13 protein-coding genes are annotated in these 15,432 nt (G+C 43.1%); 6 read left to right on the forward strand and 7 right to left on the reverse strand.

The window, feature by feature from the left end:
* Window positions 1-613: 613 nt before the first annotated feature.
* The 3 genes from V6259_RS15495 to V6259_RS15505 all read left to right on the forward strand — a co-directional run bounded on the left by V6259_RS15495 (window position 614) and on the right by V6259_RS15505 (window position 3,633).
* On the forward strand, window positions 614-1,579 hold the full coding sequence (locus tag V6259_RS15495; RefSeq protein WP_341585314.1) for a transposase: 966 nt from the start codon (window positions 614-616) through the stop codon (window positions 1,577-1,579).
* A 149-nt stretch (window positions 1,580-1,728) separates the two neighbouring features.
* Window positions 1,729-2,028: a DUF1840 family protein gene (locus tag V6259_RS15500; protein WP_341585316.1), complete on the forward strand. Its 300-nt coding sequence runs from the start codon at window positions 1,729-1,731 to the stop codon at window positions 2,026-2,028.
* A 291-nt stretch (window positions 2,029-2,319) separates the two neighbouring features.
* Window positions 2,320-3,633, forward strand: coding sequence for an MFS transporter (locus V6259_RS15505; protein ID WP_341585318.1), 1,314 nt, complete (start codon window positions 2,320-2,322; stop codon window positions 3,631-3,633).
* A 78-nt stretch (window positions 3,634-3,711) separates the two neighbouring features.
* Here V6259_RS15505 and purK read toward each other — a convergent pair whose 3' ends face one another.
* The 5 genes from purK to gap all read right to left on the reverse strand — a co-directional run bounded on the left by purK (window position 3,712) and on the right by gap (window position 8,501).
* Window positions 3,712-4,776: a 5-(carboxyamino)imidazole ribonucleotide synthase gene (purK, locus tag V6259_RS15510; RefSeq protein ID WP_133011861.1), complete on the reverse strand. Its 1,065-nt coding sequence runs from the start codon at window positions 4,774-4,776 to the stop codon at window positions 3,712-3,714.
* Window positions 4,777-5,268, reverse strand: coding sequence for a 5-(carboxyamino)imidazole ribonucleotide mutase (purE, locus tag V6259_RS15515; RefSeq protein WP_133011860.1), 492 nt, complete (start codon window positions 5,266-5,268; stop codon window positions 4,777-4,779).
* Between the two features lie 211 nt (window positions 5,269-5,479).
* On the reverse strand, window positions 5,480-5,950 hold the full coding sequence (locus V6259_RS15520; protein ID WP_341585322.1) for a methylglyoxal synthase: 471 nt from the start codon (window positions 5,948-5,950) through the stop codon (window positions 5,480-5,482).
* 6 nt (window positions 5,951-5,956) lie between these two features.
* The gene (pyk, locus tag V6259_RS15525; protein ID WP_341585323.1) at window positions 5,957-7,405 is read right to left on the reverse strand and encodes a pyruvate kinase; all 1,449 of its coding nucleotides are present in this window, start codon (window positions 7,403-7,405) and stop codon (window positions 5,957-5,959) included.
* Window positions 7,406-7,487: 82 nt separating this feature from the next.
* The gene (gene gap / locus V6259_RS15530) at window positions 7,488-8,501 is read right to left on the reverse strand and encodes a type I glyceraldehyde-3-phosphate dehydrogenase (protein ID WP_341585325.1); all 1,014 of its coding nucleotides are present in this window, start codon (window positions 8,499-8,501) and stop codon (window positions 7,488-7,490) included.
* A gap of 389 nt (window positions 8,502-8,890) precedes the next feature.
* Between gap and edd the strand changes: the two genes are divergently transcribed.
* Window positions 8,891-10,705 carry a phosphogluconate dehydratase gene (gene edd / locus V6259_RS15535; protein WP_341585327.1) on the forward strand — a complete coding sequence of 605 codons (1,815 nt, stop codon included), beginning with the start codon at window positions 8,891-8,893 and terminating at the stop codon, window positions 10,703-10,705.
* A gap of 239 nt (window positions 10,706-10,944) precedes the next feature.
* On the opposite strand, the gene putP is transcribed toward edd, so the two are convergent.
* On the reverse strand, window positions 10,945-12,444 hold the full coding sequence (putP, locus tag V6259_RS15540; RefSeq protein WP_341585329.1) for a sodium/proline symporter PutP: 1,500 nt from the start codon (window positions 12,442-12,444) through the stop codon (window positions 10,945-10,947).
* Between the two features lie 422 nt (window positions 12,445-12,866).
* Window positions 12,867-13,733 (reverse strand): transcriptional regulator HexR, encoded by an 867-nt coding sequence (gene hexR / locus V6259_RS15545; protein ID WP_341585331.1) that lies wholly within the window; start codon window positions 13,731-13,733, stop codon window positions 12,867-12,869.
* A 79-nt stretch (window positions 13,734-13,812) separates the two neighbouring features.
* Here hexR and V6259_RS15550 point away from each other — a divergent pair, with 79 nt between their 5' ends.
* Together V6259_RS15550 and ung are read left to right on the forward strand one after the other, a co-directional pair.
* Window positions 13,813-14,706: a phosphotransferase gene (locus tag V6259_RS15550; RefSeq protein WP_341585333.1), complete on the forward strand. Its 894-nt coding sequence runs from the start codon at window positions 13,813-13,815 to the stop codon at window positions 14,704-14,706.
* A 9-nt stretch (window positions 14,707-14,715) separates the two neighbouring features.
* A complete protein-coding gene (gene ung / locus V6259_RS15555) occupies window positions 14,716-15,387 on the forward strand; it encodes a uracil-DNA glycosylase (RefSeq protein WP_341585335.1) in 672 nt (223 codons plus the stop codon).
* Window positions 15,388-15,432: the final 45 nt, after the last annotated feature.

Raw genomic sequence — 15,432 nt, forward strand, 5'->3', positions numbered from 1 at the left:
GAAGTGAAAAGCGTCATCGCCGATGGTAGTGTGGGGGATCCCATGTGAGAGTAGGTCGTCGTCAAGCTTATAATTAAGAGAAGCCCCATCCTGCTACGCAGGGTGGGGTTTTTTCGTTCCAGTGCATAATAACCTCACACCTGTGTGGGGCTCTTATGAAGGAACGCATGTGAGAGTAGGTCGTCGTCAAGCTTATAATTAAGAAAGCCCTGATCGCTAACGCTGTCAGGGCTTTTTTTTGTCTGAAATAAACCAAAAAACACAGAAGGGACCTAACCCTCCTACGAAAAGTCGCCTCTTAGTCTTGTAGTAAGAGTCGTTTCTTGTTCTTCCATTTGCTTGCGCCTGTCTCGCAAGCTCGACGCGTCAGCACAAATGCAAAACAAGAGCCTTTAGTATCTATTGCGCAGGGTCAGACCCCTTAAACAGTTGCGCAGCGTTCAAGCAACCACATCATTCAACGTTTAAGAGCTCTGATCATACTGTCCAAGCATCTTTTTAAGACAGGCATGCGAAAAAGCCAGTAACCACGGCACTTTCAGCTTTTTTCGGTTTATTTTCCAGTCTTCTTCTATACTTAATTTTTGTTTACTCAAGGAAGAGGAGCAGGATTATGCCTATGCCGAGAAGTCAGCAAGTATGCTTAGACGATACCCCTTATTATCATTGCGTTGCCCGATGTGTGCGTCGGGCCTTTTTATGTGGTGAAGATCCATTCACAGGAACAAGTTATGAGCATCGGCGAGGTTGGGTAGAGAGCCGCTTGCTGTTTCTCGCCAGTGTCTTTTCAATCGATATTTGTGCCTATGCGGTGATGACCAATCACCTTCATGTGGTGCTGCATATCGATTCAGAAAAAGCGAAGCATTGGACTGTGTTTGAAGTGTTAGAGCGTTGGAATAGGATTCATAAAGGCACGACGTTTACTCAGCAATATCTAGCCGGTGGTTCGCTTCCAGCCTATGTGATTGCTTTAGCAGAAGCCGCGGCAGAAACCTATCGAGAACGCTTAACAGACTTAAGCTGGTTTATGAAAGAACTTAACGAGCCGATTGCACGGCGAGCTAATTTAGAGGATGAATGTACCGGTCATTTTTGGGAAGGACGCTTTAAATCCCAGGCTTTGCTCGATGAAGCGGCGCTTATGGCTTGCATGGCCTACGTCGATTTAAATCCAGTAAGATCAGGCATCAGCGATACCCCAGAAAGCTCTGATTTCACCAGTATTAAGAAGCGAGTGGCGGCGACGAAAGGAAAGTATCAAGCTAAGGCGCTTTATCCATTTGTCGGTAATCCACAAAAAGATATGCCAAGTGGTTTGCCTTTTAAACTAGTGGATTACTTAGAACTCATCGACATGACGGGGCGAATAGTGAAAGAAGGTAAAAAAGGCTCTATTGATGCATCGTTGCTTCCCATTCTGCAAAGACTGAATATTTCATCCGACAATTGGCTGTGTATTGCCACTGAATTTGAAGCCAGAACGGGTAGTGTTGTCGGGCAAGAGTTATCGATTGATCATTACTGTGAATTGCACAACCGGCAGTGTAATAGGAAAAGTACTCAACTACTCGCCTGAGTGATTGTTATTTAGTCTCGCTTGCTTATTACTATCCTGTATATTTTGATTTACGAGTAATAAATATGTTTCGGCATGGCGTCTAATTCTCTGTTTTTATTGGATTTATTAGGTGCCTGTCTTTAATGTTTTTTAATGAGGTTTCTTATATGTTGATTAAGTTTTACAGTGAAGAGTCGGCGAGTTTTGTCATGCTTGATGGCGTGGCTAATCAATTACTTACGATTATGGGTCACGGTAGCAGCACGGAAGGGTCAGTCAGTGGTGAGGCATTGAGCTCTGCCTTAGATTATTTGACTTTGGCGACTACGAACAACAAGGATGAATCTGTTAGTGGTAACCCTGATGAGCCAGAAGAAGTTACGTTATCAGCTCGCGCCGCACCTTTGATCGCAATGTTACGTCGAGCCAGCGATGCTGATGGTTACGTGATGTGGCGTCCGAACTAATGCTATGAAATAGTTAAGACAGGCATGATTGAAAATCAGTAAACATATGTCCTTTGGCTCTTTATGGGTTAATTCACCGTATCTTTTATAAACTTTACTTTTGTTTTCTTAAGGCAGAGGCGCTGGGTTGTGTCTGCTGCCAGATGTTAGTCGTTATTCTAATAACAGTGTCTGTCTGTTCCTTTCCGTGACCTGTGTGATGCTTGGCTACGCAATATTTAATCAGAGGTGGTAAAATTTCATATCGATATTTTCAAGTCAATGTAGCCAGTCTGCTGTTATGGAGTATGTATGTCGGATAAAGGTCTTCTTGGGTCTGTGTATGAAAAAATCGCTAATGAAGAAGATGCAAGGGCGTGTGAGAAGATTGATAGCTCGGTGTGTAAGCAGGTGCCTGGTAATTTTATCAAGCTGATCATTGCGCAGTTTTTTACCAATTTAGGCGATGCGTTGATCAATCCAAAAGTGACTTTGCCTTGGGTGTTGCAAAGTGTAGGAGCGCCGGCGTATTTATTGGGTTGGTTGGTGCCGATCCGTGAGTCTGGGTCTTTACTTCCGCAGTTGGCGATTGCGAGTGTTATTCGTAAGTTACCCATTCGAAAATGGGTGTGGATTGTTGGTAGTGTGCTCCAGTCTCTGAGTATTATTGCTATTGGCGTTGTTGCCGCTACTTTTGATGGAGCATTAGCTGGCTGGTTAATTATTCTATGTCTGATTGTATTTAGTTTAGCGCGAGGCTTGAGTTCCGTTGCTTCGAAAGATGTCTTAGGTAGAACAGTTCCTAAGAGTCAGCGAGGTCAGGTCTCTGGTTGGTCTGCGAGTTTGGCAGGCTTGGTTACGGTTGGCGTTGCGGTGATGATGATGCTCAGCGCTTTTACGGCCTTTGAGGCCAGTCCTATTGTCTATGGCGCTTGTTTGGTGATGGCGTCTATGGTTTGGTTGATCGGTGCGGCGGTGTATTCTCGGGTGGTGGAATTTCCTGGTGAAGTCGATAACGGTCGCAATGGCTTGATGGAAGCATTGAAACAGTTGACCTTGTTGAAAACAGATCGAGCGTTTCGTCTGTTTGTTGTTACGCGCTCTTTGTTTCTTTGTTCCGCACTGAGTGCGCCTTATTATGTGGTTTTAGCTCATCAAAAACTGGGCAATGGTGTCTGGGTGTTGGCGATGTTTCTCTTTGCTAGCGGCCTTGCTTCTTTAGTGTCAGCGCCTTTTTGGGGGCGTTATTCGGATCGATCTAGTAAGAAAGTGATGGTGGTTGCATGCCTTCTCAGTTCTACTGTTGGTTTTGTTCTTTTTGCTATTTCTTACTTTAAACCCTCTCTCTTTAATCAGGCTATTATATTGCCTGCGTTATATTTTCTGTTAACGATTGCTCATCAAGGTGTGCGTGTAGGGCGTAAAACGTATCTAGTGGATTTGGCTGATGGCAATAAGCGTACAAGTTATGTGGCAGTGAGTAATACGGTGATTGGTTTTATGCTGTTATTGATGAGTCTTATAGGGACGCTGACTCAAGTCATCTCAATAGAGGGGCTTGTGCTTGTGTTTGCGATTATTGCTTTGATTGGCGTGCTAATGGCTATGCGTTTACCGGAAGCATGATTAAAAATAGACAAAATAATGTTAGTAAAAAGCCGCTTAACAGTGATGTTAAAGCGGCTTTTTATTCGACATAGAATCTTAAGCAGGTAGGTTGGCTTTAAGCCATGTGATTGCTTCAGGATAAGGCGCTGGCATAGCAAGGCTGTTAAGTGCTGAATGTAACACTTCTAGATTGCCAGTACAGAAGTTTAGATGGCCGACTTTACGGCCAGGTCTGACGTCTTTTTTGTACCAATACAATTCCAAGCTTTTGATATTTAGCCATTGGTAGTCTAAATCGACACCAATCAGGTTGACCATCATGCTTTGGTTTTTGATTTCAGCTTCGACAAGAGGTAAACCTGTTACCGCGCGAACATGGTTTTCAAACTGACAAACATTACTGCCAGCTTGGGTCCAATGGCCGCTATTATGAACGCGAGGAGCCAGTTCATTGATGAGTAGCTCATCTCCCACGCGGAAGCATTCCATCGCCATAACACCAACGTAATCTAATGCATCCATCAGTTTGCTAAGCATGACTTCTGCTGTGCTTTGGTATTGATCAAGGCGTTTTAGCGGTGAAATAGATGCGTACAAGATGCCATTGATGTGAAGGTTAAGTGTGAGTGGGTAAAAATATTTTTTACCGTCTTTACCACGCACACCCACCAAGGATACTTCTTCATCAAAGTTAATTGCTTGTTCGGCAATGGCTTGGCCTTTCCAATCATCTGGGATCTCTGACTTTTCTGCTTGCTTAAGCCAATATTGGCCTTTGCCATCGTAACCGCCACGACGGCGTTTCATAAGTACACGCTCGCCTAAGGTTTGGTACGCGTAATCAGCAGTCGAGTCTTGCTCTACTGGAAACCAAGGCGCTGTCGCAAGCTCAAGGCGGTCTAGCCATTGTTTTTGCGTCAGGCGGTCTGCCAGTTGAGGGAAGGTCGCCAAGTTAACAAAGTTCTTATGTGTGGCAAGTTGTTTTGTTGCCACCGTTTCCGGCCACTCTTCACGTTCAGCCGTAACGATGTCATCCGCTTGCAAAGGCAGCGCTTCAGTGGCTTCTATGTCGACAGGGCGAACATCAAGACCAAGTGGTGTGCCTGCTTGTTTTAGCATGGCGCCAAGTTGTCCGGCGCCTAATACCCATAAAGTTGACATTTACACCTCTCGAGGGTCAGGGTGAGCAAGAACGGTTTCCGTTTGTTGAGTTCGGAACGCTTCAATTTTCTTAGCCAGCTCTGGATCAGAGTTGGCAAGAATCTGACAAGCCAGTAGGCCGGCATTAAAGGCGCCTGCCGTACCAATGGCAAGCGTGCCAACTGCAACGCCTTTTGGCATTTGTGCGATCGACAGTAAGCTGTCCATGCCGTTTAGGGCTTTGCTTTGTACTGGCACACCGAGTACAGGCAAGCGTGTGTGTGCGGCAACCATGCCAGGTAAATGTGCTGCGCCGCCAGCGCCGCCAATAATTACTTGGAAGCCTTTTTCAACGGCTTGTTCTGCAAACTGAGTTAATTTAACGGGCGTTCTGTGAGCAGAAACTACTTCTACGTGATAACTCACGCCAAGTATGTCCATTATTTCAGCGGCACTTTCCATGGTGGCCCAGTCACTTTTAGATCCCATAATAAGGGCTACTTTTGCTTGCAAAACAATTCTCCTGATGGCGGTTGTCAACGTGGTGTGCTGAGGGGCAAAGTTACGTTGGCGTATGAAATAGAGTCGCTTGATATGACGTGGCCTATCACGTGAATGAAGCGATATTAATTGGGCGATAATATAGCCGATTTTGACAAAAACAGCGAGGGGTTGCAGGGATTGCTTGTTATAGATAGAACGTTAGAGGCAAAAAAAGAGCGACTTAGAGCCGCTCTTTTAGATATTGTTCGTAATCTGGTACTTTTCGTTCGAATTCGCTATCAAATAATGGCGAAGAAACTAAAAAGTTTGCAGACGATACGCTACAGGCAATGGGGATGTTCCACACTGCCGCAACGCGCAGTAAAGCCTTTATATCAGGATCGTGAGGCATAGGTTCAAACGGGTCCCAGAAAAATATTAGGACATCGATTTTACCTTCTGCTATCAGGCCACCTAATTGCTGATCACCGCCAAGTGGCCCACTAATGAGTGCTTGTACAGGGACATTTAATTGCTTCTGCATTAAGTTCCCAGTCGTTCCTGTTGCTAATAAGTTGTGCTTGATAAGCTTTTTCTTATGCTTTTCAGCCCACTCTATTAGCTCTGGCTTCATGTTGTCATGTGCCACCAGAGCGACGTTTTTACGCTCTGGTGTTGTAATGAGTTTTTTCAGCAAGACTTTACTCGTCACTGTTGGTTATTCCTTTGCTTCGCCAACTTTCACGACTTTCATCATGTTAGTTGTACCATGACTGACTAGGTGATCACCTTTAGTAACAATAACAATGTCGCCGTCATTGATTAAACCAAGAGACTTAACGTGATCAACAAGACCTGAAACTATAGTCTCAATATTGAACTCTTTTGATGAGAATGCAACAGGAGTTACACCACGATAAAGCGTTACTTTATTCAATGTTGCTTGGTTTGGCGACAAGGCATAAATAGGTAACCCAGAGCTGATACGAGACATTAACAATGGTGTTGTACCTGATTCAGTCAAGCTGATGATCGCTTTTACGCCTTCCAAATGGTTGGCTGCGTACATTGCAGACATCGCAATAGTTTCATCAACATTTGTGAAAGTCACATCAACACGGTGTTTAGAGCGATTGATTGCAGGTTGTTTCTCTGCACCCAAGCAAACACGGTTCATGGTTTGAATAACTTCTTCAGGGTAGGCGCCTGCTGCTGTTTCTGCAGACAACATAACCGCATCGGTACCATCTAGTACGGCGTTAGCAACATCAAATACTTCAGCACGAGTAGGCATAGCGCTGGTGATCATAGTTTCCATCATTTGAGTCGCCGTAATGACTGGGCGATTCAATTGGCGGCAGCGTTTGATCATGTGTTTTTGTACACCGATTAGCTCAGCATCACCGATTTCTACACCAAGATCCCCACGAGCTACCATGACAGCATCCGATGCTAAAATAATAGCATCTAATGTTTCATTATCAGCGACGGCTTCAGCGCGTTCCACTTTAGAAACAATGCCCGCTTGCAGGCCAGCGGCTTCGGCTAATGTGCGTGCTTCATGAAGATCCGCCGCACTGCGTGGGAAGGAGACAGCAAGGTAATCCGCTTTTAATGCTGCGGCTGTTTTGATATCTTCTTTATCTTTAGGCGTTAGAGCGGCAGCCGATAAGCCACCACCTTGGCGGTTGATGCCTTTATTGTTTGATAGTGGACCACCAACAATAACTTTAGTAATAACTTCTTGGCCTTTGACTTCAAGCACTTCAAGTACGACACGACCGTCGTCAAGAAGAAGAATGTTGCCTGGTTGAGAGTCTTTCGCCAGTTGTGGGTAGTCGATACCAACACGAGACTCGTCACCATTATTTTTATCAAAACCAACATCAAGAACGAAAGTTGCGCCGTCTTTTAGTTGAACTTTTGTGTCTTTAAAGCGAGCGATACGAATTTTAGGACCTTGAAGATCTCCAAGGATCGCAACGTGGCGATTGTTCTTTTTCGCCATTTCGCGAACAATATTTGCACGATCAATATGGTCTTCTGGCTGACCATGAGAAAAGTTAAGACGGAAAACATTGGCACCTGCAAGAATCAATTTCTCAATCATTTCAGGGGAGCTAGAAGCTGGGCCAAGTGTTGCAACAATTTTAGTTCTGCGAGTCATTATAAATTACCAAACATTAGGAAGCGTGTTTCGGAGTATCAAATAGCATAAAGGCTGCATTAGCAGCCTTTATAGGTAGATATTATTTAGCGTTCATCAGCGCGATGGTGTTATCTAACATACGGTTAGAGAAGCCCCATTCGTTATCATACCAAGCCATTACTTTAACTAATTTACCTTGGACGCGAGTTTGAGTCGCATCAAAGTTAGAGGTAAAAGCATTGTGGTTGAAATCGCTAGATACAAGCGGATCATGATTTACATGAAGAACTTGAGCCAAAATTGGATCGGCTTTTACTGCATCTTCAATAATTTTATTAACTTCTTCAGTCGTTGTTTCACGAGGTGCTAAGAAGGTTAAATCTACTAATGAAACATTGATTGTTGGAACGCGAACCGCCATACCATCAAATTTGCCTGCAAGTTCAGGAATAACTAAACCAACAGCGGCAGCAGCCCCTGTTTTACTTGGGATCATATTCATTGCCGCAGCACGAGCGCGGTAAAGGTCTTCATGATAAACATCAGATAGACGCTGATCATTAGTGTAAGAGTGGATGGTAGTCATCAAGCCGCTTTCAATACCAAGCTTGTCGCTTAATGGCTTAGCTATTGGTGCTAGGCAGTTTGTTGTGCAAGATGCGTTAGAAATAACCGTCATGTCAGATGTTAGGACATCTTGGTTGACACCGTAAACGACGGTAGCGTCTACTTCTTTACCAGGAGCAGAAATAATAACTTTTTTAGCGCCAGCTTTAATATGTGCACTGGCTTTTTCTTTTGTAGTAAAGAAACCAGTACATTCATAAACAACATCAACGTCTAATTCAGCCCAAGGAAGATCAGCAGGGTTACGCTCAGAGAAAGTGCGGATTTTGTCTGAATTGACATACAGAGCTTCATGGTCAAATGTTACTTCTTCGCTGAAACGTCCATGCACAGTGTCATATTTAGTTAAGTGAGCATTGGTTTTAGAGTCACCAAGATCATTGATTGCTACAACTTGAATTTGATCACGTTTACCAGATTCGTATAGCGCTCTAAGTGTGTTGCGTCCAATACGTCCGTATCCGTTAATTGCTACTTTAATAGTCATACTCACCTCTAAATATAGTGGAACTCCATTTCGCCTTTGTCTGTAGTGCAACACCAGCAAAATGGGTAAATGTGCTCTTTGACGTAAAAATACTACATAACATGATTTTCAAGCAAGGGAAGAGGGTAAATCTTCCTTATATTGTTCGATAAATAGTCGTTCATTACGTTGTTTAAGATAATACAATAAATTATGTTACTGCTGGACGCTATTTTAAAGGAAAAATAGAGTTTTTTAACTCTTTATGTAAAAAAATTACAGTTTTTTATGGTTTATAGCGCTATGCACAGTTTTATCGCGTGATTTTTATGAAAAATGTAGTAATATTACAAAAAAATGATTACACATCAGTCGGGCAGAGACTGCTGTTTAACGAAACGGAGTAAAGTATGAATACTATCGTTACGAAAGTAACTGAAGCCATCATTGAGCGCAGCCAGTCTTTGCGCGCTCAATACTTATCCGATATGAAAAAAGCACAAGAGCAAGGCCCACACCGCGGTAAATTATCTTGTGGTAATTTGGCTCATGGTTTTGCCGCTTGTCAGCCGACCGATAAGCAAAAGTTAACATTAATGGAAGAGGCGAACATTGGCATCATCTCTTCTTACAACGATATGTTATCTGCACATCAGCCTTACAATAACTACCCTGACCAAATTCGCCAAGCGGTAGCAGAAATGGGCAGTGTTGCTCAATTTGCTGGCGGTGTTCCTGCAATGTGTGACGGAATAACTCAAGGCCAAGATGGCATGGAGTTAAGCTTATTTAGTCGCGATAATATAGCTCAAGGTGCTGCGATTGCGCTGTCTCATAACATGTTCGATGCCGCTTTGTATTTAGGTATTTGTGACAAAATTGTACCTGGTCTATTGATTGCGGCACTTCGATTCGGTCATCTTCCGGCTTTATTTGTACCTGCTGGGCCGATGCATTCCGGTATTACTAATGCTGAAAAATCGGCAGTACGCCAGCGTTATGCCCAAGGCAAAGCGAGTCGAGAAGAATTGCTTAAAGCAGAATCAGCCTCTTACCACAGTGCTGGTACTTGTACTTTTTACGGAACAGCAAACTCTAACCAATTGTTAGTAGAAATGATGGGGCTGCAATTACCAGGCTCATCGTTTGTTAATCCAGATGATCCATTGCGTGCGGCATTAACAAAACATACAGCACAACTAGCAACTAAGATTACGTCATTGGGTCGTGATTTCCGCCCATTATACGAAGTCATTGATGAGCGAAGCATCGTGAATGCGATCGTTGGCCTATTGGCTACTGGCGGTTCGACTAACCATACAATGCACATTGTCGCTTTTGCGCGTGCAGCTGGCATTATCATAACTTGGGATGACTTCTCAGCCTTGTCTAAAGTCGTTCCATTATTGACTCGTATTTATCCAAATGGCCAAGCAGACATTAACCATTTTCATGCTGCAGGTGGTATGGCGTATCTTGTTAAACAGCTGCTTAAAGGTGGTTTGCTTCATGAAGATGTGATGACCATTGTTGGTAAAGGCTTAACTCATTACACCAAAGAGCCTTTCTTGGAAGGTGACAATGTTGTTTGGCGCGATGGTACAGAACAAAGTTTGGATCTAGGCGTTGTTCGACCAATTGAAGACCCATTCAGCAAAGAAGGTGGTTTATCACTTCTTAAGGGTAATTTAGGTCGTGCGGTGATAAAAGTTTCTGCAGTAGCGGAAGAAAATCGCATTGTTGAAGCGCCAGCCATGGTATTTCATAATCAAAATGACCTAGCTGATGCAATTATTAATGGTGAGTTAGAGCACGATTGTGTTGCTGTAGTTCGCTTTCAAGGGCCAAAAGCGATTGGTATGCCAGAGTTGCATAAACTCACCCCTTATTTAGTTAACTTGCAAGACAAGGGTTATAAAGTTGCCCTAGTAACAGATGGCCGTATGTCTGGCGCATCAGGTAAAGTGCCTGCCGCAATTCATTTGACGCCTGAAGCACTAGCTGGCGGCTTAATCGCAAAAATTCAGAATGGCGACTTGGTCCGTTTGGATGCAATATCAGGTACTTTATCAGTACTTGTTTCAGACGAAGAATTAGCCTCTAGAACAGCAGTGCACCAAGATTTAACGGATTCTCATCAGGGTATGGGGCGCGAACTATTCAGTGCTCAGCGAGCGCTAGTAAACGGTGCTGAGCAAGGTGCTTGTAGCTTGTTTAACGATTAATTTAAGTGTTCCTCTGACTACTAACGTTTGTTAGTAATGGTGTTTAGGGCTTGCTTTGCAAGCCCTTTTTTTATGCTCTATAAATAATGAGTAGCAGAGTAGCAGAGTAGCAGAGTAGCAGAGTAGCAGAGTAGCAGAGTAGCAGAGTAGCAGAGTAGCAGTTGGTGTGAGGAGTAAGAGCGATAAAAAAAGCCCAGTTCAATTTACTTGAGCTGGGCTTTCTAATGGAATGCTTGTGCTTATTCCATAGTATCTAACGATTTAGTGTACTCGTCGAAAGTATCCGTCACTTTCTTCTCAGGAGCGCCACTCATCAAACTAAATATGATGATAGCAAGTGTTGAGAAGATGAAGCCTGGAACAATCTCGTACAGGTCGAATATGCCGCCATGTAACTGCTTCCAAACAACGATAGTTACGCCACCAACAATAATGCCGGCAAGAGCGCCGTTGCGGTGCATGTTACGCCAGAATAGACTCAAAAGAATGGCTGGGCCAAATGCAGCGCCAAAGCCAGCCCAAGCATAAGACACTAAACCTAATACTGAGCTGTTTGGGTTCAATGCTAATACTAGAGCTATAACAGCAATAGCAACAACACCAAGGCGTCCAACGTTTACGATTTCTTTTTGAGTTGCATTCTTATTGATGAGTTGTTTGTAGAAATCTTCAGCTAGAGCAGAAGAGGAAACTAACAGTTGAGAATCTGCGGTGCTCATGATGGCCGCTAAGATGGCGGCAAGAAGAATACCCGCTACGACAGGATGGAAAATTGCATTAACCATGATCATGAATATTTTCTCAGGATCTGCAAGCGTTCCGCCTAGATGATTATCAACAAATACAATCCCTGATAAGCCAATAGCAAGAGCGCCTGCCATACATATAATTGTCCAGCTAACTGCAATACGACGTGCAACCTTGATGTCTTTGTTAGAGCGAGAGGCTTTGAATCGTGCCAAAATATGCGGCTGACCAAAGTAACCTAATCCCCAAGCAACCAAAGAAACAATGCCAATGAAAGACAGAGGTTGGCCTTTTATGTTGGTCCAAATGTCTAGCAATTCGGGATTTTTTGCCGCCAATGTACTTGGAAGTTCAGACCAGCTACCGTCAAGGGCAACTAAAGGAACGACAACCAACGCAGCGGCCATCATTAGGCCTTGTACAAGATCTGTCCATGCAACTGCTAAGAAACCACCAAATAGTGTGTAAGACACAACACAAACTGTACCGATAATAACCGCGTAGGTGTAATCGATGTGGAAAACAGTTTCAAAGAGTTTGCCACCAGCCACAAGGCCAGAACTTGTGTAAAACAAGAAGAACAACAGGATAAATGCTGCTGAAATGGTTTGAATAAGCTTGGACTTATCTTGAAAGCGAGTCGCAAGAAAATGTGGGATCGTCAAAGAATTGTCCGCTGTAATACTGTAGGTACGTAAGCGTTTCGCACACAGTAGCCAGTTCAACCAAGTACCTACTAACAAGCCACCACCTAACCAGATGGATTCCATGCCAGAGGCAAACGCATACCCTGGTAGCCCTAGAAGTAGCCAACCACTCATATCGGATGCGCCAGCAGAAATGGCTGTTGGCCAAGGCCCTAATGAGCGTCCGCCTAAAAAGTAGTCTTCTGAACTTGATGTGAGCTTATAAGCGTAAAGCCCAATACCAAGCATGACTATAAGATAAGCTAAAAAAGTAAAGCTTATCGCAAAGCTTGAATTTTCAATCATTTTAATCCCCGATTCGGTAAAATCATGCTGATACGATGACCCGTTAAGTTAGAGCCTCAGTACTGTTAATAAAGCATCTACCAGTTTTGATAAGTGGCCTACACAGTATATTGATAGAAGGTACTTCCACCAATTCGTATCGAATAATTATAATTTTTAAATGTTTTTAACGTATAAAGCCGGTGAAATATAGTATAAGTGTTATAGTCAAATATTATATATTTTGACTATTTTTAGCACTCTTCATGACTACATTGTGCATTCTAGGTAGGTATAGATGGATTATCTTTCAAAAAACTCTGGCAAAGTTGCAAAATTATCTGGAAAGGAAATGAATACCTAAAAATAAGCGTCAGAATTTTGTCAGATTGTAAAAAGGCATCCGATCGATGCCTTTTATATTTTCTCGCTTGAGGCCAAGCCTATTTTTTTTCAACTTTAGGTAAACGTGTGTCTTGAACGCTTAACTTAAGTTTTCTAAGGTGCGCATTAAACTCTGGCCCACGTTTCAATAAAACGCCGGTGGCTAATGCGTCAATCAAGGTTAAGTAGACGATACGAGAACTCATAGGAGTATAAATATCAGTGTCTTCTGTTTCTTCAATCGGCAGCACAATAGAGCAGTGATCCGTTAATGGAGAGTCTGGATTAGTTATGCCGATGACGGTCGCTCCAGCTTCTCTTGCAACACGGGCAGTCTCAATAAGTGGTAGTGTTCTTCCTGTATAAGAAATAACAACAACCGCATCGCCTGGGTGTGTTCCTGCTGCAGCCATACGCTGAACTAAAATATCAGTGTAAGCAACAACCGGCATGTTTAAACGAAAGAATTTATGGTGAGCGTCTTTCGCAACAGGGCCTGAAGCACCTAAGCCGTAAAACTCAATGCGACGAGCTTGGGCAAGCACATCAACAGCTCGACTAATTAACGCTTCAGGTAAAATTTCTTGAGCGCGAGTTAAGTTGTTCTTAGCCGCTTCGAAGATTTTAGCTGTGACAGCACCAGGAGCATCGTCTGGTTCTACGTTAAGATTAACGTAAGGTGTCCCCGTCGCTAAACTTTGAGCCAAAGATACTTTGAAGTCAGGAAAGCCGCTGCCAATTAAGCTACGACAGAATCGGTTTACCGTAGGTTCACTTACTTCAGCTCGAGCAGCCAGTTTCGCGATGCTAGAGTGAATCGTCGTTTTAGGGTCGGCAAGAATTGCTTCAGCAACTTTGCGTTCTGATTTACTGAGAGTACCTAGACTCTCTTGTATTTTACGAATAATGTCTTCGTGTTTATTCATTGATTTGCTTCAAAATTGTCTATTGACTCGGATAGTTGTGTTTGACATTCTGACAGTGACTTACAATTGTGGCAACAAAATGATTAATTTATCTGAGTATTTTGAAAAAATGGTGGTGATTTTACCCCAATTTGATCAAATAACAGTGATACCTTTTGAAGAAGGTTTTTCAAATCATGTTTATCGTCTTGATTGGGATGGTTTCCCTCAGTTGGTATTAAGAATCCCTGCGTTGGATGAATCTGCTTTTTACATTAATCGCCAGAGTGAATTGCAGATTCTATCGATGGCGGCGCAGGTGGGATTATCCCCAGAGTTGCTTTGGCATGATGAAGCAGGGGCTTTTGTTTGTCGGTATGTTTCTCAGCCTTCTTTTGATTGGAGTGTGGCACATACTTCAGAGAATATTGACCGCATTGCGAAAGCCTTGAAAGTAACGCATCAACTCCCCGTCGTTGACCACACGTTCTGTATTTATAAAGTGATTAGTCATTACCTTAATGGTATCCAGCGTTTTCTTTCTGCTAGGCCAGAACTCGAAAAAGAGCATGCATATTTGGAGGAAAAGTTAGGGTCGCTTGAACGAGTTTCCTTTAAAGGTTCTCCTGTTGTTTGCCATAATGATTTAAATCCTAAAAACCTCTTAATGGATGAGCAAAATTTTTGGTTGATCGATTGGGAGTATGCGGGAATGGGTGATCCTATATTTGATCTTGCGGTAGTCGCGCGATCGCATAATTTAAACCAGGCTCAGCGGCAAGCCCTTATATTCGCCTATGAACCTTTTCTGGATGAGAAAGATACTTTGTGGCGTTTAGAGCAGTACTGTTTAGCGTATTCTCTCAGAGAAATGACGTGGTTATTATTGAAACACCTGACAACGCCTGATGATCCTGAGGCACTGGGCTTTTATCATGATTTCAAAACAATGCCGTCTTTGAATCCCTTTTTACTATCAGAGCCCACAATTTAGAGTTGTAATATGACACTACCTTCAAGTTGGCAAACTCGATTAGCCAGCGAATTTGACAAAGATTACATGCACTCTTTAACGCAGTTTTTAGCGGTTGAGAGACAAAAAAAGAGCATCTATCCAGAAGCCAATGATTGTTTTAATGCTTTAGTAGAAACCCCCTTTGAACAAGTAAAAGTAGTGATATTGGGACAAGACCCTTATCACGGCCCAGGTCAAGCTCATGGTTTGTCTTTTTCCGTTAAGCCGGGGGTAAAAGTACCGCCGTCGTTAGTAAATATTTATAGAGAATTGACCCGTGATTTAGGGATTCCTCCCGCCGAGCATGGCTTTTTAAATCAATGGGCAAAACAAGGCATTTTGTTATTGAACAGTGTGCTGACGGTAGAAGCCAGTAAAGCAGGTTCCCATCAGAAGAAAGGCTGGGAAACCTTTACTGATAAAATTATTGAGCTGATAAATCAAGAGCAAGAAGGTGTAGTGTTTTTATTGTGGGGAGCGTATGCCCAGAAAAAAGGCCGCTATATTGATCGCCAAAAACACTGCGTGTTAGAAAGTGTTCATCCATCGCCTTTATCTGCTTATCGTGGTTTTTTAGGGTGTGGCCACTTTTCTCAAACCAATGCGTACTTACAGAGTATTGGGAAAACACCGGTCAAGTGGGCATTAGATCCAATATGAATGAATAACAAGTCTAAAAAAAGGAGCTGATGGAAGCTCCTTTTT

The organism is Marinomonas sp. TI.3.20 (genome assembly GCF_038155025.1).
GTDB classification, from domain to species: domain Bacteria; phylum Pseudomonadota; class Gammaproteobacteria; order Pseudomonadales; family Marinomonadaceae; genus Marinomonas; species Marinomonas flavescens.